Below are 20,540 nucleotides of genomic sequence, written 5' to 3'. Positions count from 1 at the left end.
CGGAGCAGTCATCACCCGCAACACGCGACGAATCCGAATCCACCTCAGCGAGGCCCATCCACTCAAAGAGCTCTTTGGCCAAGCAGTCAACAGGCTCGTGCCAACCTAAATCAAAACGGAGCTGCCCCGGCTCGACGAAACGATGGGGGTGAGGGAAACTGTGTTCCCATTCATCAAAAAAGACCGATTTTGCTCAAAACAGCCCCCGGAAACTAATCGTAATATTAAATCCGAATAAATCCTGACCGATCAATCGCTCTCATGCAATATCCGGGCTAGAAGGGTACCTCTTCAGATTCTGGTTCTGTGGTCTCGATTTTGGCTTTCTCAAAGGCACCAACGCGAGCGATCAAATCAGACAGGCTGTTAAGGGGGGAGCGATCGGGTAGGTTTCAGGTTGAGCGCGGACCAAATGAGGAGCGATTAGCTGCGCGGCGGTCAGAGAAGCGCTGACTTTGCGAAATTGTCGGCTGGGGAGGGAGTGGCCAAGCACCATAATAAACCATGAAAGATTCTAGAAAATGGCAATTTTAAATTATACCTGGCAATTTGGGGTTAAGTCTATAGTTTTTCTATGAGTGGATAACTCTCCGTAAACGCGCCGTGATAGCATAGTATGACAAACGTACTGGCCTAGGCACCAAGCTCCACATTGATTTCCCGATCTGATTTAGTTTTCTAAGGAATGCTCGCAGCGGAGGCAGTGTGTATTCGTACAAATGAGCACGCGCTAACGCCCCGGGTGCTGTAGAGCGGAGAATAGCGAGCTTGCCCATCTCATGCTCATATGCTTTTTGGTCACGCCAGCCGGAACAAAAATGGACAATAGACGGAGTATAGGTTATGCCGTAGCACGTTAACCGAGCGTTGCCTGTGATCGAATCCAACTGCATTTTGCCATCAAGTCCGAAGGTTTCCCTCATGACTTGCTTGGGCAATTTTCGCTGTGTGTAGCCGACCAATGTCATCGCAATCGATAGAACAATCTCGTCATTTGGGCCGCTTCGAAATTTGCCAATTCCGTATTCTGGGTAAATCTGGAGGATGTCCCGGGCACAGATGAATGTTCGCTCGCTAAGAGTATCCTTCTCAATGTAGTATACTCCACCGTTAAAACCAGGTAGTTCTTTCAGGCCTGTTTTTTCTTCAAGTAAGGCGAAATCGATTCCTTTTTTCGGATTCTCTAAGTTATGGAAATAAAGTTCATCTGGTATGATGTTTTCACCTCCAGCCATTCCTTCGAAAACATAATCCAAATTGCCAAAAATTAAGCAGTCGCAATCGATGAACAGCGTCGATTCGAATGGAGTATACTGGTCCAGATATAGTTTTTGAATGACATCTTTCCCATACTCGGGATTGAGCGGAATCACGATATCAAACAACTCTGCTAGAGGACCGTTTGGCTGATCAGTAACCACCGCACGCGGCAACTCTGGACAGAACTTTTGCAGTCCAGAACCGAGTGCCACGCCCATACGGATATATTCTTCTTTGCCAAAAGCCAGAGTGATTACGCCTCGCTTCAGATCGATGCTACTACTTTTGTGGAGCATTGTTGGTGATGCAAAAATATTGAATTGTCCGAGGTTGGATTTAGCGACAGCAATCCTTAAACGAATCCATCCAATTATTAGTTAGTGTTAGAGAAGTTTCGGCTATTCACCAGCTTGCGATACTTGGAGAGCGCGTAGAGCGGCCAGCTCCATTCGTAGCTGTCGTACTTCAGGTAGTAAATGCGGGGGAAGCCGGTCCCGGTGAAGAGGCGGGTGCGCCAGGAACCGTCGTCCTTCTGGTTTTTGAGCAAATACTCAACGCCGCGCTGAATCGACGGGCGATTCGGGTTGCCAAAAGTCAAGAGGCCGAGGAGCGCCCAAGCGGTTTGCGATGGCGTGGATTCGCCTTCGCCCTTGGTCGTCTCGTCGTGGTAGGTCCAGATGGATTCGCCCCAGCCGCCATCTTCGTTTTGACAGTTTTCCAGCCAGTTGCGGGCGCGCTGGATATAGCCTTGGGACATATCTTCGCCGATGGCGTGCAGGCCGCGCAGGGCGTGACCGGTGCCGTAAATGTAGTTCACTCCCCAGCGGCCAAACCACGAGCCGTCTTCGAGTTGCGTATCGACGAGGAACTTGCGGGCGCGCTGGACCACGTCGTCATCCTGATCGTAGCCCATGAGCGCGAGGGTTTCGAGTGCGCGGCCAGTGATATCTGAGCAGGGTGGGTCGAGGATCGCATTGTGGTCGGCGAAGGGAACTTCCTCCAGCCAGGCGTCAGTGATGTCCTTGTCGAAGGCCGCAAAGCCGCCTTCCTTACACTGCATGGCGCGGCACCAGCGGATGGCGCGGTCCAGCGTGATTTGCTGGGATTTAACGTTGGTCGCGAGCAGCGGCTTGAGGCCGAGCACGACCTGGAAGGTGTCGTCGACATCCGGGTAAAAATCGTTGTTGAACTCAAATGCCCAGCCGGTGGCTTCGGGAAAATCGCAGTTTTCCTTCCAGTCGCCGCGGAAGGATATCTCGCGTTGGATGAGCCAGTCTGCTGCCGCCTGAAGGCGTGGGTCGGCGGGATCGTGGTCGCTCTCGGCGATGGCCATCGTGGCGATGGCGGTGTCCCAGACGGGGGAGAAGCACGGCGCGATGCGCCACTCATCCGGGCCGTCAGTGGTGTTGCCCTGTGTCTTGCCGTAGGTGGCCCAAGAGTCGCCGTCGGTGGTGAGGTCAACGAAGTGCTTGAGGTTCTTTTCGAAGATCCAATGGTCCTTGGAGTAGCCCAGGCATTCCAGCGCCAGCAGGACGTTCATCATGGCTGGGAAGATCGCGCCCATGCCGTCGGAGCCGTGGGTGACGCGATCGTTGATCCAGCCTTCCGCCGCCTTGAGCGAGCGGTTGCGGAACAGGCCGCCGGGCAGGTGGTTGACGAAGCGGAAAGTCTTGTCGCAGCCCAGGAAGAAGTTCTTCCAGGAGAAAATCTTTTTGCTCCACGGCAGGCCCCATTCGCCTTCCATCGTGCCGCCTGGGTAGAGCTCGTTGAGGTCCGGGCAGCTCTCGATGATGCGTGTGGGTTTGTAGTGGTTGATCACTGCCAAAGGAACGAGCATATTGCGGGTCCAACTGCTGACGCGATAAATGTTGATCGGGAACCACTTCGGAAGAATCATCACCTCGACAGGGATCAGCGGGCAATCCTTCCACGGGAAGCAGCCGATGAGTGCGAGGGTGAGCTTATACCAGGTGCAAAGGGCAGGAATGCCGCCGAGCTCCAGCGCTTGGTCGCGTGCCTTGGTCATGATCTCCGAGTTCGGGCTTTCGCCGAGCATCTTGAGGGCGTAGTAGCCCTTGACAGTTGCGCCGATCTCGCTCGGACCGTCCTGAAATTGCGACCAGCCGCCGTCTTCGTTTTGGCGCTTTTTGATGTGAGCGAGAATCTTTTCCTTGGGCAGTTGGTCCTGTAGGCCGGCCCAGTAGAAATACAGGACGTAGTCGCAGGCGACGGTTATGTCGATGGGGAGCTCGCAATTCCAGTAGCCACCTTTTTCCTGAATGGAAAAGAGGAACTCCTTGATGCGCTCAATGGACTCATCGACGCCCTCAATCGTGGGGCCGGTGGAAGAAGAAACGGAATCCGCCATAAGTAGTTGGGATAGTGAAATTTAAGCTAAGACCAAGGAAAAAGCGTTCTGCCTACTACTGGTCGAATTCTTTCGTGCGCTCTTGTCGGCGCTCTTCCATTTCTTGTTGCTGTTTCTGGATTTCCTCATCGATCATCTGTTGGTATTCTTCGACATACTCGAAGAGAGGACTTTCCTGAAAGCTAGGGGACTGAATCGTGGTAAAGAAGGCAGCCAAGCCGACGATGTAGAGGACGACCGGTTTGTATGCGTTCTTGAGATCCACGACGATGTATACCAGCGCGGCAAAGGGTATAAACAAGTAGGCGAGGCCCCAGCCCCAATGTTTCATGAACGCCCGGACGATCAGCGCGATGCCCGCCACGAACATCCACAGGCAACTGACGCCAATCACGATGGCGTGCCAATACTTGAGCATGATTGCACAGGCAATGCCCCCAAGAATCAAGGTGACAGCAAAAAAGGCGGATTCAAACGAGGCCAGGCCAAAGCTTTCGAAGAAACCGACTTTCGACTGGGCGACGATGCGTGGTTCCTGGTGTTTGGCGGGCATGCCTTCAGGGGTGGCGGCGAGCATGTCGGTGATCTGCACTCCTGCGTTGGGGTCGGAATCAGCCTCATTGACCGATTGGAATTCCCGTCCAGCACCGAGTTTGAGGCTGGCTGGCGCATTGTCTTCTGGGCTGGGAGGTGGAGTTGGCGCTTGTGAATCGAGTAATTCGGGGACGTGTTGGATGGGTTTCCAGGCGTCCATGCCATTTTTCCATACGTGGGTTTCGGCAGAAATGTTTCCGCTCTGCACAAAGACCATAATTTCATCAGTGGTGAAAGGGCCAACTTGTTGACCATTTTCGGCGTAATACCAGATTTTCTCTTTGGAGTCAGACATGCCTGTAGTGTTTTGCTGGATAAAAACAGGTCGTAATGATCTTGGCGAGCCGTAAGCGGCTATAAAATCGTTTGCGCTACGGTGGAATAGACGCCAGAACGTCGCGATGATCGGCGTTGTCTTTCCTAGTCATTTTGAAGCCTCAGAGTTTGTAGTTCGCCTGAAAAACAAGGCACCTGCTAAGCTGGAGAGGCATCTGCCCACTTGGCGCGGTAATATTAACGACCGGGAAATTGCGGTGGGCGTGGTCGGAATGGGGCCGCCGCACTGCGCGTTGCGGACGGAGAAATTTCTCGATTTTTACCCAGTTAAAACACTGATGTTGGCTGGTTTTGCTGGCGCGCTGGACCCAACACTGAAGCGGGGCGAGGTGATTATCAATCGCGGCGAAGGTAAAATCGCCACTGCCGACGACGTGATTGCAACCGCTTCTGATAAGGCACGTTTGCTCGCCGAAAGTGGCGCGCCACTGGTGGACATGGAAAGCGCCCACGTCGAAGCGGTTGCCCAAAAACACCAGACGCCACTCATCGTGGTACGCGCGGTGAGCGACACCGCAAGCGAAGACGTGCCGGTGGACATTTTAAGCCGTAGTTATGACCAGGAGCAGGGCGTCACCACGCCGGTCAAGCTTGGGCTCTATTTGGCGTGGCATTGGGGGGATCTCGGGCGCCTGATGCGGTTCCTGAAGCCGCTGTCTGGCGTCCGGCGCGGGTTGACGAGTGTGCTCGTGTCAGAGATCACCAAGTTGCCGAACGAAGAGAACTGATGAGGGTTTTTAACTCGTAGAATTGCGGTGAAGTGTGTTGGCTGATGGCATGCCGCCTACTGAGAAGACTGACTACAACCAGATCGCCGCTGACTACGTTGAGAGCAAGAAGAAGCCTTGGCGCAAATACGTGGAGGATTATTCCTTTCTACGTCTGATTGGAGATGTGTCGGGCAAGCGCGTGATCGACCTTGCGTGTGGGGCGGGGCACTTCACTCGCAAGGTGAAAGAGCGAGGTGCCGCCGAGGTGTTCGGCGTTGATTTGTCCGAGGCGATGATCCACATTGCGCAGCAGGAGGAGGCTTCCGCTCCGCTGGATATTCGCTATGCAGTAGAGGATGTTTGCACTACGGGTGAGGCCGAGCAGTTTGAATTAGCGGTGTCGGCTTGGCTGCTGGTCTATGCGCAGACGCTGGTGGAGCTGGACCAATTTTGCGCCGGCGTCGCGCGTCGTGTAGCGCCGGGTGGGCGCTTTGTGACTTTTACGACGGACCCGGACGTCTACTTCCACGAGAAGCAGGACTACCGGAAATACGACATCCACCTCGAGTTGGAAGACGAGGCACGCGAAGGAGCACTGATCCGCTTCCATCTGCTCAATGGCGGAGAAGAATGCGTGGTGGATAATTACTACCTGCCCAAAGAAGCCTACCGCGACGCGTTGCTCAAGGCGGGCTTCGATGAGGTCATTTTTCACGGCTTGGAAGTCTCGCCAGAAGCCGAGGAACCGGCGTTTTGGGATGACTTCGTCCAATATCCGCTGGCTTTCATGATTGAGGCTTTCAAAGCTTGATAGCGTAGAAAATTACTCTGGAGCTTGTCAAAGCGCGTAAGCTGTTTCTTATCTCATTTATGCACAAGCAGAAGGCAGTAGTCATTGGTAGTGGTTTTGGCGGACTGGCGGCGGCGATCCGCACGCAGGCAAAGGGCTATGACGTGACGCTGCTCGAAATGCGGGACAAGCCCGGCGGCCGTGCCTATGTTTACAAGGACCAGGGCTTCACTTATGACGCCGGCCCGACGATCATCACCGTGCCTTTCGTGCTCGACGAGCTAGCCACAGTCGCGGGCAAGAAGATTGCCGACTACGTGGACATCGTGCCCTGCGACCCATTTTATCGCATCTATTTCAACGACGGAAAAGTCTTTGACTATCGTGGCGAGCAGGCATCGCTTGAGTCTGAAATCGCTAAATTCAATCCTGACGACGTCGAGGGCTACCGTCAGTTTCTAGCCTACAGCGAACAGATTTTTGATCGCGCCTTTACGGACTTGGCCGACCATTCATTCCATTCATTTTGGGAGATGATCAAGGTCGCGCCCGATCTCGTGCGCCTGCGCGCGGAGCAATCGGTTTACAAGCGTGTCAGCCACTATATCAAGGACCCGCAACTGCGGCAGGTGTTCAGTTTTGAGCCACTCTTGATTGGCGGTAATCCGCTGCGTTCGTCTGCGATTTACGCGATGATTCACTACCTCGAAAAGCATTGGGGCGTGCACTTCGCGATGGGGGGGACCAACGCGCTTGTGCGTGGCTTGGTGAAGCTGTTTGAGGACATCGGAGGCAAACTGATTCTTGGCGCTAGGGCGGAAGAAATCGTCGTGGAGAACGGCCGCGTTAAAGGAGTTCGCGTGGCGCTGGGCTCGCAGGAAGAAGATCTGGCCGACTCGACTCGTAAGCCGGGCTATCGCTTCAACAAGACTGGTGAGGAATATTTCGAAGCCGACGTGGTGATCAGCAATGGCGACGTGGCCAACACCTACCGTAAGCTCGTAAAACCCGAGCATCGCCGCAAGTGGACGAATCCGCGTATCGAGCGCATGCGCTACGCGATGAGCTTGTTTGTCATCTACTTCGGTACGGATCGGACCTACGAGCACCTGCCTCATCACAGCATCGTGCTCGGGCCTCGGTATGAGGGACTACTGGGAGACATTTTTGACAAGCGAGTGGTCGCGGAAGACTTCTCGCTCTACCTACACGCGCCAACGCGGACGGACCCGAGCTTGGCGCCTCCCGGGTGCGAATGCTTCTACGTGTTGAGCCCAGTGCCCAATTTGAAGGGCGGCCAGAATTGGGCCGAGATCAAGGAGGAATACGCGGACCGCATCTTTGCCTCGCTAGAGAAGGACCATCTCGTGCCGGATTTACGTAAACACCTGAAGTCGAAGCTCATCTTTACGCCGCAGGATTTCCACGACCGCTTGGATGCCTTCCAGGGTAGTGCATTCCAGACAGAACCGCTCTTGACGCAGAGCGCTTGGTTCCGCCCACACAACAAGAGCGAGGACGTGGACGGGCTGTATTTTGTGGGTGCCGGGACGCATCCCGGAGCAGGCTTGCCGGGCGTAATCAGCTCAGCCAAGGTGCTCGATAAATTTATCGCATCGATACGCTAAAGACGACTCCATCGTCTTTGTCCTTGGATTTCTTACGCTTCTTACCCATGTCGCTGCTGCGAATCATGATCTTACCTTCGTAAACCCAACGAAAGATACTATTGCCATCTCCGGCATTGAATTTCACACGCTTAAAATCTATTTCGCTAGTTGAACTACCGGTTTTGATGGCCACTGAGCACTCGCTCGATTCGTAGCTTGCCGGATCTGGCAGCTCCTCAATCGCGCTTTTTACTTGTTCAAAACTAGGAAGAAATCGCCGGTTACCCATAGTCGTTACAAAGATTTTTCAGTATTGTATTTAGAGTCAAGAACGTCCTCGCAGTAGCAAAACTTTGATGAAAGTTTAGCATTTTTCATGCTTTGAGTTCGATAAGCGACACTTTTTTTGTATTCATTCCCCTCAAAAACTAGGGGTATGACTGTAAACGAATAGGTAGAAATCGCTCAGCCGCTGCTGATTGCTTTGATGCAGGTGCTCCTCATTGAGCAGCGCCGTAAGCGCTATGGTTGCTTCATCCATGAGCGACGGGAGTTTCTGATGGTTGAGGTTACCTTGATTAAAGGCGGCATTGGGGATTTTTGCGCGCATTTCTAGCCAGAGCTTGGTGACGTCTTCGCGAAAAGTGGTTACCTCATTCAGGTATTCAATCCCTATGCGGGACGGGGTGCGACGGGTGTCCGCCAAGACGGATAAGACTTTGCCGGTGGTGGTTTCGGCTCGGTTTAAGTCCACTCGCGTGGGGCGGTCTTTAAAGTGGACGTTTCCCTGGTCGTCAATGATCACGGATTCCTTGGGAAAGATACGGCGAAAGAAGTCCTCCAACTGTTGTTGGTAATCCCGCATTATTTTGGCGTATCGATTGGTGTCGCGGACTTTCCAGCGAATGACGTCGGGCTCCTGCTCGATGAGGTAGTTGATGTTTTGAGGAAGTGGATAGAAGCGTGGCTTGAGTAACTCACGGTTGAGCTCAATAATGGTTTCCTCAAAGCTGACGATATCGGCGTAAACACCAAGCTTGAGCAAGAAGGGCCGGTTAAATCGCTTGGCGTCCAGGTAGCCGAAGTAAATTTTGGGCTGATCTTCTTTCAGTAGCTCCAGGTCAAACTTATCCCATGCTGCGAGGATCGGCGTGCTGCGTCCGTAAAGTAGAATTACTGCGCCTTCGGGACGGGCCTCAAGCACGCCAGCAGCGACGATTTCTGCTCCATTTTCCCCGCGCAGTCGTATTCCGCTGGGGGCTAAACTGGATTCGGTTTGTGCCAGGGAGATCGTGACCAGGGAGAGTAAAGTCAGGATGCAGGCAAAGGTAGGCATGCGGGGTTGCATGCGCATGACTTTAGGCCAGCCTGATGTGGATTGAAATTAAAAAAATGTGCAACTCCCGCTCTTTTACCAAAGGCTTAATCGGTCTCGTCGGTGCGTGGCGTCACGCTGTAGAATTTCGCGCTTTGGCCTGAAGTGCTGGGGGTAACGATGCTTGTTCCTTGGGGGGAATCAACTTCGCTCCAAGTGGTCGGGGAGTCACCGAGCGTACTGCTTTCGACGACCTTCAAGTTGTCGCCGCCATTGAGGGTAATGACCGTCTCGCCATCGACTTCCACCAAGCGGACATCGACTTTCTCTTCGAAGGTGTCGGGAATGTTGGACGACACCTTAGTGAGCACGTGAATGTTCATCTCCTGGCTATCGAGAGAAATATTGTAGGCGAAATTCTTTGATGCATTGATGAATACTGGAGCCGAGCCTTCGCTGTCGGTAAAGGTAAGTGTATTGTCCGACTCTACAGTGAAGGCTCCCGCAATTAAGCCAGTAGCATTGCCGGAGGCATCAATTTCCATGCTGCCCTGTTCAGTTTCGAATTCAGAGGTATAATAAATGTCGACGAATTGTTCGCCGGTGGTCGCAAAGTCATTAATGTCGCCGGTGCGACTGACCCCCGAATCGCTATTGTAGTAGGACTCTTTCAGCTCGACTGGAATGAGTAACGAAGCGACCCGCCATGTGCCTTCCAGATCAGCCAGGTTGAGAGTCGAGGGCTTGCGGGCGAGGATAACCAGCTCGATGCTTTCACTATCTTCGTCTGTGTCTGTGTAGACCATTACATCCTTGTTCTGGTTGATGGAGAATGTCATTGGCGAAGCGTCTTCATCGTCGGGCGTCACAATCGCCATGAGGCTGGATGGCGTGATGGAGCCGGAGAATAATCCACTGAATGAGCCGCTGCTGATGGTTAATCCGCCCCAAAAGCTTTCAAATTCACTGGAGCGATGTAGGTCGACCAGTTGCTCGCCATTTTGGGCGAAGTCATCATTGGTGGCGCTGCGATTGCTGTCTGAATCGCTGTTATAGTAACTCTCATACAAAACAGCTGGAATCGTTGCAGTGCCAATTGTCCAAGCGCCGTCCAGATCTGCCTCACTCAGCGAATCTGGTTTACGGATCAGGATATTGAGTTCATGGCCGCCATCAAAGCCATCTGACGTGATGAGCACATCTTGGGCGTTATTGACGAATACAGGGACAGATTCACTCAAGGTTTCATCGCTGTCCTTGGCGAGCACACGACCGCGGCTAAAGTCGAGAATTTGTCCAGAAAAGTCGCTACCAGTGTAAACGCCCTCGGTTGATATCGTCATCAAGGTTTGGCCAGCGTCAAACTGATTAATGAAGTAGGTGTCTACAATTATTTCGCCAGTTTGCGCGTAGTCCTGGGAATTAGACGACGTGCGCGTTTCTTGGGTGTCAGTGTTGTAGTAGGTTTCGACGAGGTAGGATGGCGTTTCCACGCTATGATCAACCCAGTTGCCGGCTAGATCGGCAACGTCATCTGCGAAGACACAAGTTATAGGAAGGAAGCAGGTTAGGTAAGTGACAGTCCTATTGTATAACATCATGTTGATACTCTGACACTTAGGTGACATAATGTCAATCCGGCTGTCAGAGTATTAGGAGTCTCAATTCCAGACCGACCTAACTTAAGCACGGTCTGGAATTGAAGCTTTGAGCCTAGTCATGGTGGAAGGCTGTAATCGTGTAGTTAAACTGGTACTGGCCAGGATGGACGCAATAGGGTTCTGAGGTCTGCGGACCGCAACTACCGCTGCCCAAGCCTCGCTGTTTGTGGTCGATGTGGATGATCGTTTCAGCGCGTCGCTTGTCTTCCAGCTCATTGGGATGAAAGCTGGTGAAGAGGTCCTCATCGGTTAAGTGGCGCACCGAGAACTCGAAAGTCGGGGCTCCGGAGAACTTCAGGCCGATCTGGCCGTTGTTCAGCGTGAACCAACGCACGGCGGATTTGCTGCCGTTTTCCTGTGGCATGGAATACTTCACATACTGTTCGTCAACGGTCCCACTGTAGAGGCCTACGGGGGTTCCGGCGTCGCGGTCGATATGGTTTTCCCACGGACCCTTACCATACCAGGTGAGGTTTTCGAAGCCAGCAGGGGTTTCCAGAACGACCCCCACACGGGGTAGAGTGGGGAGCCCGTCGGCATAGTTGCAGATGTTTTCGACCACAATTTGGCCGGTCGGCAGCACTTCGATTTTTTGTTCGTGGATGATTTCCAGGGCCTCATCTGCACCCACCCAAACCGTTCGCTGAGTGACCTTTGCACCGTTGATGGACAAGCTGCGGTCCTTGATTTCCAGCGCATTGAGTCCGGCATTGAGCCACATGCCCATCGGTTTTTCATCCTGGCCGGTCCATTGTCGGATGCCGTCGTTGTCGATGGTGGCGCGCCAAGCGCAGAGGTCGGCAAAGCCGTTGAGTAACTTCTGCCCGGCGAAATTTACCGATGTGATACTCTGAGAGTCTGTATCGGCAATGAGCTCCAGCTCACCGCAGGCGATTTTTGTCAAAGAACCTTCGTTGGTGGTGCTCACGTCATAGGTTGGCTGGTGTTTGACGGGAGTGATTTCCGAAGCCGGCATGGCAAATTGCTCCCAGGCGACTTCGTGGCCAGCGTTAGCCCATTGTGTGGCTTCGCGCAGACAAAAGCTGACCTTGAGGAAGCTCTCCTCATCAGCGCGACGGCTAATGGCAGGCAAGGGAAGCGTGACTACGTCAGACGCTTCCGGCATGGTGTTGAGCGCGGGGATTTCACCTTCGGCCACAACTTTCCCCGCGGTTTCAATGGCCCACTTGCCAATGTATTGGCTGAGCGTGGTGAAGTAGTTTTTGTTGGCTATGCGGATCTTGCCTTGGGTGAGATCGAGCTGGTTAATGCCGATCGGCTGCGCAAGCTTTTTAAACTCATAGACAGCGGGGCGAATTGTGCGGTCGGGCGCAATCATGCCATCGACGCAGAAATTTGAGTCGTGAGTGGTTTCGCCGAAGTCTCCGCCGTAGCCCCAGAATTCGCGGCCCTGATCATCGGTAGTCAGGATGCCATGATCGACCCACTCCCAGATGAAGCCGCCTTGGAGGCCGTGGTAGTTATCAAACAGCTCCCAGTAGTCCTTGAGGCCGCCGCAGCTGTTGCCCATTGCATGGGAGTATTCGCAGAAGATGTAGGGACGGTGGTCGGTGGTGGTTTCTGCCCACTTCTTGAGCTCCTCTGCGCTTGGATACATCGGGCCGATGAGCTCATTGTGGTAAGGCTGCGTTTCGGCGTAGTCCTTGGGGCCTTGGCACCAGTAAAGATGTAGCTCGCCCTCGTGATGGAAAATACGGCTGGTGTCGAGCGCTTGCATGGCGGCTCCCATGGCGTCATGGTTCTCGCCGTTGCCCGACTCATTCCCCAGTGACCAACTGAAAATACACGCATGGTTACGGTCTCGCAGGATCATGCGCACGCCGCGCTCCACGAATTGACTGCGCCAGCGCGGATCGCGGCACATCGTTGGGTAGTTGGCATGGGTTTCGAGGTTCGCCTCATCCATGATGTAGAGGCCGTATTCGTCGCACAAGTCATACCACAGCTCATCGTTCGGATAGTGGGCGGTGCGGACGGCGTTGAAGTTATGCTGCTTGAGAATCAGGATATCCTCGATCATATCTTCGCGCGTCAATGTGCGTCCGGTGCGCATATTAAATTCGTGGCGATTGACGCCGCGAATCATCACCGCCTTACCATTGATCAGCAGCTCGCGGCCTTCGACGACTACCTTTTTAAAGCCAATCTTGGTCGACTTGGCTTCGAGCAAATCACCCTCATCGTTGTAGAGCGAAACGGTGAGAGTGTAGAGCTGCGGTTGCTCAGCGGACCACGCGGCGCAATCGGGAATGAGTGCGTAAATATTCGCAGCGTAGTTGCTCATGCGGAAGCGATAGTCGATCTCTTCGCTGTCTTCATAAATGAGCTCGCCGGCTGGATCGCGGAGTTCGGCCTCGACGGTGAAGTTTGATTGTGGACCTTCTGGAAGGTAGGCGCGGAGAGCGAACCCGAGCTTTATCTGAAGGTCCAGCTCACCTTCCTGGGTTAAGCTGTCGTAGTCCGTTTCGGCAAAGATATCCTGTAACCACGCAGGTCCGGTCGAGTAGAGAAATACACGACGGTAAATTCCAGCATGCCAAAACTGGTCCTGATCTTCGATGTAGTTTGCATCACACCACTTGAGGACCTTGACGGCGAGGGTGTTGACGCCTGTTTTGACAACGGATGTTACGTCGAATTCTGAGGGCAGACGGTTATCCTTAGACATTCCGACAAAGATGTCGTTTACATAGACTTCAAAGTAGCTTTCTACGCCACCAAAGTGCAGCACCGTCCGGCGTTCGGTCCAGCCTTCGTCGAGCTCAAAAGTGCGTCGATAAACACCGGTGGGATTCTCCTCTGGAACGATCGGCGGAGTGTTCTCGTAGGGCATCTGCACATTGGTGTAGATGGGCTGATCCCAAAGGCCTTGAAGTGTCCAGAGCGATGGAACAGTTTGCTGGCCCCAGGCGGAGTCATCATAGTCACTCGTAAGCATGTCCTCACTGACTTCGTCGGGCTTCGAGAGGAGTGAGAATTGCCATTCACCGTTGAGGCATCGCACACGGGGAGAGCATTCTGCGGCCAGCGCTTCCTCTACACTTGGGTAGGGCAGGAGGCCGGAGTGCATGTCCAGGCGATTGATGTGGGTTAGCTCGGGGATTTCCCAGAGGTTCTTAGAGTTACGGATCGGGAATTGCATGTCGTTCTAGATTGGCGGGGGGCGAAGCAGGAACTTCATGCAGTGTGTTTGCGCGGGCAAGATAAAAGGCGAGTTAACCCTTAGCGTTACGCGGATCTTTAACCTGGCAGATGAAAAAAAGCGAAAACAACATGCCTATGGATGCGATTAGTGCCTGCAATTGCATTGAGTCAAATTTCGTCCACAAGAAGGAACCCGCCAGTGCAAACAGAATCATGGATGGGCCGTTGAGCAGGCCCGCCAAAGCGCCATAAGTGGGGCGTTTATGATCGGGCGCGATTTCCATCATTAGGGTCATATTGCCGATGATGTTTACGAAATTGGTGGCGCTGATAATGAAGAAATAAGCCATGAATGCCGCATAGCTTTGCGCAAAGGCTGCAAACAAAAATGCTCCGAGGAAAAGTACGCGCGCCCAGACCAAAAGCGCTTTGCCTCCCAGACGGTCGCCCATGTAGCCCGCGCCGATATTACCCACAAATTGCCCTAGAGTGGCGGCGACGAGCGCATCCCCCGCAAAGCCTTCGCTGGCACCCAGCACACGAATGGCGTAGATGGTCATGAAGGGGATCAGGAAACTTGCAGCCGGACCAGTGACCCGCATCAATGCAAAATAGCGGAAATCGCGGTCCACGCGCAGGATGTCAATCAGCTCGATGAAATAAGCCTTCAAGCTGCGCTGACGCGTCGTTTTCACAGGTTCCACGATGTTTTCTTGGATAGACAAAAAGGCGATGTAAGACGCAGCCAAAAAGCCAAATGCAATGAGGTGCAGGATACCGAATCCGATGGCCCCATCATGCTCGTCGAGCACCCTCTTGATCACCAAACCGGCACCAAGCCCAATGCAGGCGGCGATCAAGTTACGCGTTGCAGTGAGTGATGAGCGCCGGTTCGCCGGGACAGTTCGCGCCACGAGCTGCACCCAGGCGCCCTGACCGATCCCACCAAAGACTCCGGACAGAACGGGCGCTAGTGCAAGCGCAGCCAAGGCATAGCCCGGATGATCATCCCCCCAAACGATAATGACGATTCCCGCCACGAGGAAAACAGCGCGTTGCGGAACGCCCGTAAACAGCGTGATGCGCTTCATGCTGCGACTACGCTCGATAAATGAGGCCGTCATGATTGGGGCCATGACCAGCCCAGCAAACATCGCTGTGGGCAAGAGTGCAATCAGCCAATTGGGAGCTCCGAGCTGTTGCGCCATCACGGTGAGCACCGTATCGGCGGCAAGAAAGGCCATGCCGCCCATGAACAGGCCACCTTCAAGTGCGTGGGCAAAGTAGTTTTTACGGTCGCGGTTCACTGTGCGGCATCACCGGTAGACCCGGCTGGGCGGCGTGGCATACTGTGCTTGAGAGTGGGCATCAAACAACGACATTGAGCGCCACTCGCCCTTAATTCAACTGCAATATCGCAAAACTCTATCGCGATATGCTGGGCCCGTTTGTAACGCCTAGTGTTGTCTTTTCTTGCCAGATGCTTTGGACGGTTTCCACGGTACGCTGCACGAGATTTTCATCCTGTCGCTCTTTCAAAAAGCCGATTGATAACGGGACACTGCCCTCCAAATGAGGTAGCACGGCGACTTGATCCGAGTAAGGTGATGCGGTGAGGACGTTCTTTGAAACGATACTCAAGCCCAGGCCGCGTGCGACGAAGCTCATGGTGGACCAGTCGTCGTTGACTGTGCGAATGCGCTCTTCGATTTTGAGCCCCCGCGTTTGCTGCCAGTCATGTGCGAAACGGTAATACGAACAGCCTTCGCTCGCGAATATCCAGGGATACTCCTGGAGCTGGCCAACGGTCGCCTTTTGAAGCTCCTCGCCCCAGGCAATGGGCGACACCAGCACGAGCTCACGTCTTTCGAGTTCGACCGCCACCAGATCTGCGCTGCCGCGAGGACCTTCAAAGAACCCGACGTCATACAGGTCCGATCGTAGCCCGTTGAGGATTATTTGACTGGCCCCAAAACCACAGTCGAAGCGCAGGGTGGGGAACTGTTGGCTAAGGCGGTCAATGATGTCTTCGACAAAGAGCGTTTCGGGCGGATTGTTGATGCCTATGCGGAGCATTCCGCTGACGTCTTCGCTGAGGTTTTGCGCCTTACGTCGCAGTTGGGCGGTTTGCTTGAGGATTTGCTCGGCGTCTTCCCAGAGCACCGAGCCAGCCTTGGTCAGCGCCATACCGCGCGCACTACGCGTAAATAGCCGTACTCCCAACTCGTCCTCCAACGTCTTGAGGTGGGCGCTAATGGATGGTGCGCTGAGAAAAAGCCGGTTAGCGGCGCGCGTCACGTTTTCCTCTTCGGCCACCACGCAGAATGTGCGCAGCAAATGTAAATCCAGACTCATAGTGTGATGATTCTTCCATTGATAAACACTTTGCGCCCGCGGGGCAACTGCCGGTTGTTAAACGTAGTGCTGGTCGGAAAACAGGCGCGGATCCAGGAAATGATGCGATGTCTCATGCACGTATGATAGCTCAAAGTGCGCTACTTGGCCATGAGTGATGCTTGAAGCGGCGTTCAGGAAAACTGAATACCCGTGCGATAGCGTCTATTCCGGCATTTTGATTTCGCCGCCGTGCTGCATTTTAAAGGAGAAACCAGCCTCTTGAAAGTCCCATAAATCGAGCTTGCCGTCTTCGAATTCCATGTAGAGGTAGCCAGAATTATCGTTCCATTGCGGGGACCAAGCGCCGCTATTGGGAGTGATGAAGTATTCCGTCGCGCTGTCGGTAAACGGCGTCTCTGCGGGGACGGGGCGGGCAGTGTATTCCCAGATGGTGATGTTCTCAATCTTTCTGTGCGCCTGCGGAGAGCCGAGCGCAATGTAGACGGCTTGCATGGAGTCTCCTTGGCTGATGCCGCCTGCGAGCGCTCGCTCTTGTTCGGCGGGACTCAACCGGCCATATGCCTCAGAATACTGCCGCGCGCGGTGCTCCTGCGTGGAGCCGCAACCCGCCAGCATGGTGACCACTCCGACGATGATGAAACTACGAATTGCGCGGATCAGCTGAAATAAATTCCTAAGGATATCTCGTCTGAGTGGCCCTGCGTTCATCTGCCTCATTTGTCGTATAAAAGACTTTCAGTCCTTGTCCGGAGTTTCTTCGTCGGCGCTGAAACCGTGCATGTGCTCGGATTCGCCGGGTGTGGTCATTACTTTCCACATACACCAACTGAAAAGGGCGCAGACGCCCCCGACGGAAACGGACATAAATAGCCAACCTCCTGCGGTCATACTCTCTCCTCCCAATTTTGTTGAACTTTCTGGTATCGCTTCACGCCGGAGACCAGAATTGCGAAAAATGCAAATAATATTCCGACGAGGCCAATGCTGAGCCAGGCAGCCATATTGGGGCTACTGCCATCTCCACCGATAAGGTCGGTCACGTGATAATCCAGATGCGCCTCACCACCCGAAAAACTAATGCCCAAAACATTCATCAAAATATAGAAAATGAAAATAACGATCAGGAACAATGGGCTCACGTACTTCATGATAAACTTATAGAAGCCTGGAATGCGAATGGCCGCGCCTTCATGCGCCTCATTCATACCGCGATCTACGCCAAATGCCCAGCCAAAGATGATGATCTGAATCGTCGCCAAAATAAAGATGAGGAAAGTCCCGACCCAGAAGTCAAGTGTGTCAAGCGCTTTGATGCCTGCGCTGAAGTAAACCACGAAGCCGCAGCCCAGTGCAGTGATGATCCCCAGAATCGCGCACGAGCGTTTGCGGTCGGCCTTCATGACTTCTTCAATGAACGATATGCCTGGCTGGAGCATCGAAATGGAGCTTGTCATTGCCGCCAGGAAAAGCAGGAAGAACCAGAGAGCGCCAAAAGCGTTGCCAAACGGCATCTCAGAGAACACCAGTGGCAGCACCTTGAAGCCTAAGTCAAACGTGCCCAGGCCTGCGCCCGCTAAGCCAGCTACGCCAATAAACGCCACAGCCGCCGGAATGGTGATCAAACCGCCGAGGGCCACTTCGCAAAACTCGTTTGCGCTGGTGGCTGCCAGCCCACTAAGCACGACATCATCGTCTTTCCGCATGTAGCTGGAATAGGTGATGATCACCCCGAATCCGACCGAGAGTGAGAAGAAAATTTGTCCTGCCGCCGCCAGCCAGAGCTTCGGGCTCTGGAGCTGCTTGATAACGCCCACCTTATCGACTTCGTATTTCACACCATCAACGGTCTGGCCATCGAGTGCGCCGTATTTCTGCTTAAATCCTTTATCGACGATCTCGCGGCGCGTGGAATTACCGGTGGCTACATCAGTTTCGACCACGAACGTTTTTACGGGATTCCAGAGGAAGCCCAAGCCATTATTCACGTTTTCCTCCGGCGCGGTGACGTCGGTGGAGAGCGTCATCACGCGGATAAGCACGATGAAGGCGATCACAACCAGTGTCGGAACTGCAATTTTGCAGAAGAACTCGATGCCACCGGAAATTCCGCGAAAGATGAGTACAAAATTCAGGATGAATACAAAGAACAAATAGATCCCTACGTGAGAGATGCCTAAGCCTTTGAAGGCCTGACCATTTTCTTCAATGCCTATAAATGAAGCCCACCATGCATTGGACTCCTGAATCGTAGAAAAGTCCATATGGCCGAGTGCAAAGTTTACCGCATAGCCTAGGCACCATGCCTCGATGTAGACGTAATACATGTAGATAACCACCGGGATGATGACTCCAATGATGCCTACGTATTTCGCCGCTGGGCTTCGCCACAGGACATTGAAAATGCCCGGGCTCGAATTAAAGCCGCGCTGCCCACCATGTCGCCCCATTGTCCACTCTGCCCAGCAAATCGGCAGGCCGATCAGTAGGAAGGAAATGAAGTAGGCGATCATGAATGCACCGCCTCCGTTTTGCGCGACTTGCCCCGGGAAACGGAGGAAGTTGCCAAGGCCCACTGCGCTACCGGCCACTGCCAGAATCACGCCTAGTCGGGAGTTCCATTGTTCTTTAGTAGATGATGCCACCTTGGGGCGGCATTTGAAGCATAGGTCGCGCCAAGAGCCAGAAAAAAATGGGACTGCGTTTTAAACGGCCACGTGTAAATGCGGATTCGTTGTCATTCCTGATGCAGATGCACTACATTTTTGCTACGGAACCTCTTTGAGGACAGGAGAAAGCCTAGCAGCCTGTCGGATTTGATGGCCTAGTTGAGCTGAAGTTGATTTGCTGTTATGATGGATTTCGTGACGCTAGATCTGGAAACGCCTCTTTTGTTACCGGTTGATATGCGTGAGTGGATTGCTGAGGACGACCCGGAGCATTTCATCTAGGATACGGTTGATCGTAAGCGTCTGGCGCTCGGCCCTCTTGACGCGTAGTATTGTCTGGCAGGTATGAGGATATTTAGCAATGACGATGGTGACGGCGGGCAATCGGGTGGTGGATTTCCTCAAGGGCAAGGCGTCACAAGACCTGCCCGCGACGAGCTATTTCCCCGGCATTCATGAGGCGCGCATCGACGAGCTGTTGCCGGAATGGATTGTCAGCCGCATGCGCCGCGGGCTCACGCTGTTTGGCAAACAGATGCGCGGCTACAACACCGAGAATTGCGACCTGATCGGCTTCGAGACGCGCACCAGCTCGCCCGTGCGTATTCCGCGCGATCCGCAGACGTTGCAACACCCGGACGTGCAGGGGCTCTATCCGTGCGCCGAGGGGGCAGGGTATGCGGGCGGCATTGTCAGCGCCGCGTTGGATGGCATACGCTGCGCGGATGCATTGGCGGCAGGTTAGCCCTTGCCGAGGACGAGGATCACAATCCCCAGCAGGATCGTCAGCAGCGCCGGGAGTTTGCGCCAGCCGTTAGTCTCTTTAAAAAGCCATAAGCCGCCGGCGAAGGAGACGAGGGCGCTGCCGCGACGCAGGCATGACATGACGCCGATCAGCACGCCGTCCATTTCCAGTGCGCGGAAGTAGGCGAAGTCGGCAATGAGCAGTGCGACGCCGACGAAGGGAATCGACCAGCGCCAGTGGAAATCACCTCGCGGCCACCAGCGGCGTTTCCAGCCCCAGAAGAACGGGAAGAAGAAAACGACCAGGTAAATCGCAAACCACGACTGCACCGTCGGCGTGCGGTAGCCGAGCACGTTGAGCAGGTATTTGTCGTAGAGCGAGCTCGTGGCGCCAAGCAGCGTTGCAGCAATGATGAAGAGCACCCAGCGGTCACGGTGGAAGCGGATGCCTTCCTTTTTACCCGCGACGGACAGCAGGTAAAAGCCGCCGAGCGTCACTGCAATGCCCGTCCACTGCAGGCCGTTGAAACGCTCGCCGAGGAGGAAGAAGGCGCCGAGCAAGGTCCACACCGGGCTTGTGGCCCGAATGGGTGCGACGAGTGAGATCGGCAAATGCTTGAGCGCAAAGTAGGCGAAGATCCACGAAGTGCCGACGAGGGTAGACTTCGCAAAAAGTCGCAGGTGGCCCATGGCGTCGAGCGACTCGACGCGCAGGAAGTCAGTTGGGATGACGTTGGGCTGGGTGTGGCTGAGGATGACCCACGGCAGCCAGATACTGGCCGCTACGACCTGCGCCCAGAAGAGCACCGGCAAAACCGCGTTGTCGCGGACCGCATGCTTTTTGGCCAGATCATAGAAGCCAAGTATGACTGCCGAAAACAGCCCGAGTGTTACCCAATCCATTCGGAGGAAGCCTGCGCAGTTCCGCGCTCACCGCAATGCCGACTTTGCGAATTTCGCAGT

The 20,540-nt window shown here is 54.1% G+C and carries 17 protein-coding genes; 4 read left to right on the top strand and 13 right to left on the bottom strand.

From position 1 onward, the window contains the following. Positions 1–572: 572 nt before the first annotated feature. The 3 genes from RBB62_RS07670 to RBB62_RS07660 form a co-directional block, all read right to left on the bottom strand. On the bottom strand, positions 573–1,556 hold the full coding sequence (locus RBB62_RS07670) for a glycosyltransferase family protein (RefSeq protein WP_309398152.1): 984 nt from the start codon (positions 1,554–1,556) through the stop codon (positions 573–575). A gap of 77 nt (positions 1,557–1,633) precedes the next feature. Next, entirely contained in the window at positions 1,634–3,628 is a 1,995-nt protein-coding gene (gene shc / locus RBB62_RS07665; RefSeq protein WP_309398151.1) for a squalene--hopene cyclase, read from the bottom strand. Positions 3,629–3,683: 55 nt separating this feature from the next. Next, positions 3,684–4,517, bottom strand: a complete 834-nt coding sequence (locus tag RBB62_RS07660) for a GYF domain-containing protein (protein ID WP_309398150.1) — start codon at positions 4,515–4,517, stop codon at positions 3,684–3,686. 106 nt (positions 4,518–4,623) lie between these two features. Here RBB62_RS07660 and RBB62_RS07655 point away from each other — a divergent pair, with 106 nt between their 5' ends. From RBB62_RS07655 to RBB62_RS07645, 3 genes are read left to right on the top strand one after another with little or no spacing between them, the layout of a single operon-like run. Further along, on the top strand, positions 4,624–5,286 hold the full coding sequence (locus tag RBB62_RS07655; RefSeq protein WP_309398149.1) for a phosphorylase family protein: 663 nt from the start codon (positions 4,624–4,626) through the stop codon (positions 5,284–5,286). Between the two features lie 49 nt (positions 5,287–5,335). Next, positions 5,336–6,079 (top strand): class I SAM-dependent methyltransferase, encoded by a 744-nt coding sequence (locus RBB62_RS07650; RefSeq protein WP_309398148.1) that lies wholly within the window; start codon positions 5,336–5,338, stop codon positions 6,077–6,079. A gap of 59 nt (positions 6,080–6,138) precedes the next feature. Next, positions 6,139–7,686 (top strand): phytoene desaturase, encoded by a 1,548-nt coding sequence (locus RBB62_RS07645; protein WP_309398147.1) that lies wholly within the window; start codon positions 6,139–6,141, stop codon positions 7,684–7,686. Here RBB62_RS07645 and RBB62_RS07640 read toward each other — a convergent pair. The 9 genes from RBB62_RS07640 to RBB62_RS07600 all read right to left on the bottom strand — a co-directional run bounded on the left by RBB62_RS07640 (position 7,667) and on the right by RBB62_RS07600 (position 18,809). Further along, on the bottom strand, positions 7,667–7,813 hold the full coding sequence (locus RBB62_RS07640) for a hypothetical protein (RefSeq protein WP_309398146.1): 147 nt from the start codon (positions 7,811–7,813) through the stop codon (positions 7,667–7,669). The two genes, RBB62_RS07645 and RBB62_RS07640, sit on opposite strands and share 20 nt — an antisense overlap. Positions 7,814–8,089: 276 nt before the next feature. Then, positions 8,090–9,004 (bottom strand): hypothetical protein, encoded by a 915-nt coding sequence (locus tag RBB62_RS07635; RefSeq protein ID WP_309398145.1) that lies wholly within the window; start codon positions 9,002–9,004, stop codon positions 8,090–8,092. Between the two features lie 86 nt (positions 9,005–9,090). Continuing rightward, positions 9,091–10,476: a hypothetical protein gene (locus tag RBB62_RS07630; protein WP_309398144.1), complete on the bottom strand. Its 1,386-nt coding sequence runs from the start codon at positions 10,474–10,476 to the stop codon at positions 9,091–9,093. Positions 10,477–10,696: 220 nt separating this feature from the next. After that, a complete protein-coding gene (locus RBB62_RS07625; protein ID WP_309398143.1) occupies positions 10,697–13,807 on the bottom strand; it encodes a glycoside hydrolase family 2 TIM barrel-domain containing protein in 3,111 nt (1,036 codons plus the stop codon). A 73-nt stretch (positions 13,808–13,880) separates the two neighbouring features. Continuing rightward, the gene (locus RBB62_RS07620) at positions 13,881–15,116 is read right to left on the bottom strand and encodes an MFS transporter (RefSeq protein ID WP_309398142.1); all 1,236 of its coding nucleotides are present in this window, start codon (positions 15,114–15,116) and stop codon (positions 13,881–13,883) included. Between the two features lie 118 nt (positions 15,117–15,234). Beyond that, positions 15,235–16,164 (bottom strand): LysR family transcriptional regulator, encoded by a 930-nt coding sequence (locus tag RBB62_RS07615; protein WP_309398141.1) that lies wholly within the window; start codon positions 16,162–16,164, stop codon positions 15,235–15,237. A 204-nt stretch (positions 16,165–16,368) separates the two neighbouring features. Continuing rightward, entirely contained in the window at positions 16,369–16,875 is a 507-nt protein-coding gene (locus tag RBB62_RS07610; protein ID WP_309398140.1) for a hypothetical protein, read from the bottom strand. Positions 16,876–16,902: 27 nt separating this feature from the next. After that, a complete protein-coding gene (locus RBB62_RS07605) occupies positions 16,903–17,031 on the bottom strand; it encodes a hypothetical protein (protein ID WP_309398139.1) in 129 nt (42 codons plus the stop codon). Between the two features lie 20 nt (positions 17,032–17,051). Continuing rightward, positions 17,052–18,809 carry an SLC5/6 family protein gene (locus RBB62_RS07600; protein WP_309398138.1) on the bottom strand — a complete coding sequence of 586 codons (1,758 nt, stop codon included), beginning with the start codon at positions 18,807–18,809 and terminating at the stop codon, positions 17,052–17,054. 385 nt (positions 18,810–19,194) lie between these two features. On the opposite strand from RBB62_RS07600, the gene RBB62_RS07595 reads away from it, so the two are divergent. Further along, complete coding sequence (locus RBB62_RS07595) at positions 19,195–19,578, top strand: FAD-dependent protein (RefSeq protein ID WP_309398137.1); 384 nt, start codon at positions 19,195–19,197, stop codon at positions 19,576–19,578. Here the strand turns inward: RBB62_RS07595 and RBB62_RS07590 are convergent. Then, positions 19,575–20,480: an EamA family transporter gene (locus RBB62_RS07590; RefSeq protein WP_309398136.1), complete on the bottom strand. Its 906-nt coding sequence runs from the start codon at positions 20,478–20,480 to the stop codon at positions 19,575–19,577. The two genes, RBB62_RS07595 and RBB62_RS07590, sit on opposite strands and share 4 nt — an antisense overlap. Positions 20,481–20,540 lie beyond the last annotated feature (60 nt).

The sequence above is a fragment of the Cerasicoccus maritimus genome (assembly GCA_031296935.1).
Classification (GTDB): domain Bacteria; phylum Verrucomicrobiota; class Verrucomicrobiia; order Opitutales; family Cerasicoccaceae; genus Cerasicoccus; species Cerasicoccus maritimus.
This window is presented reverse-complemented; position numbering and strand designations above follow the sequence as displayed.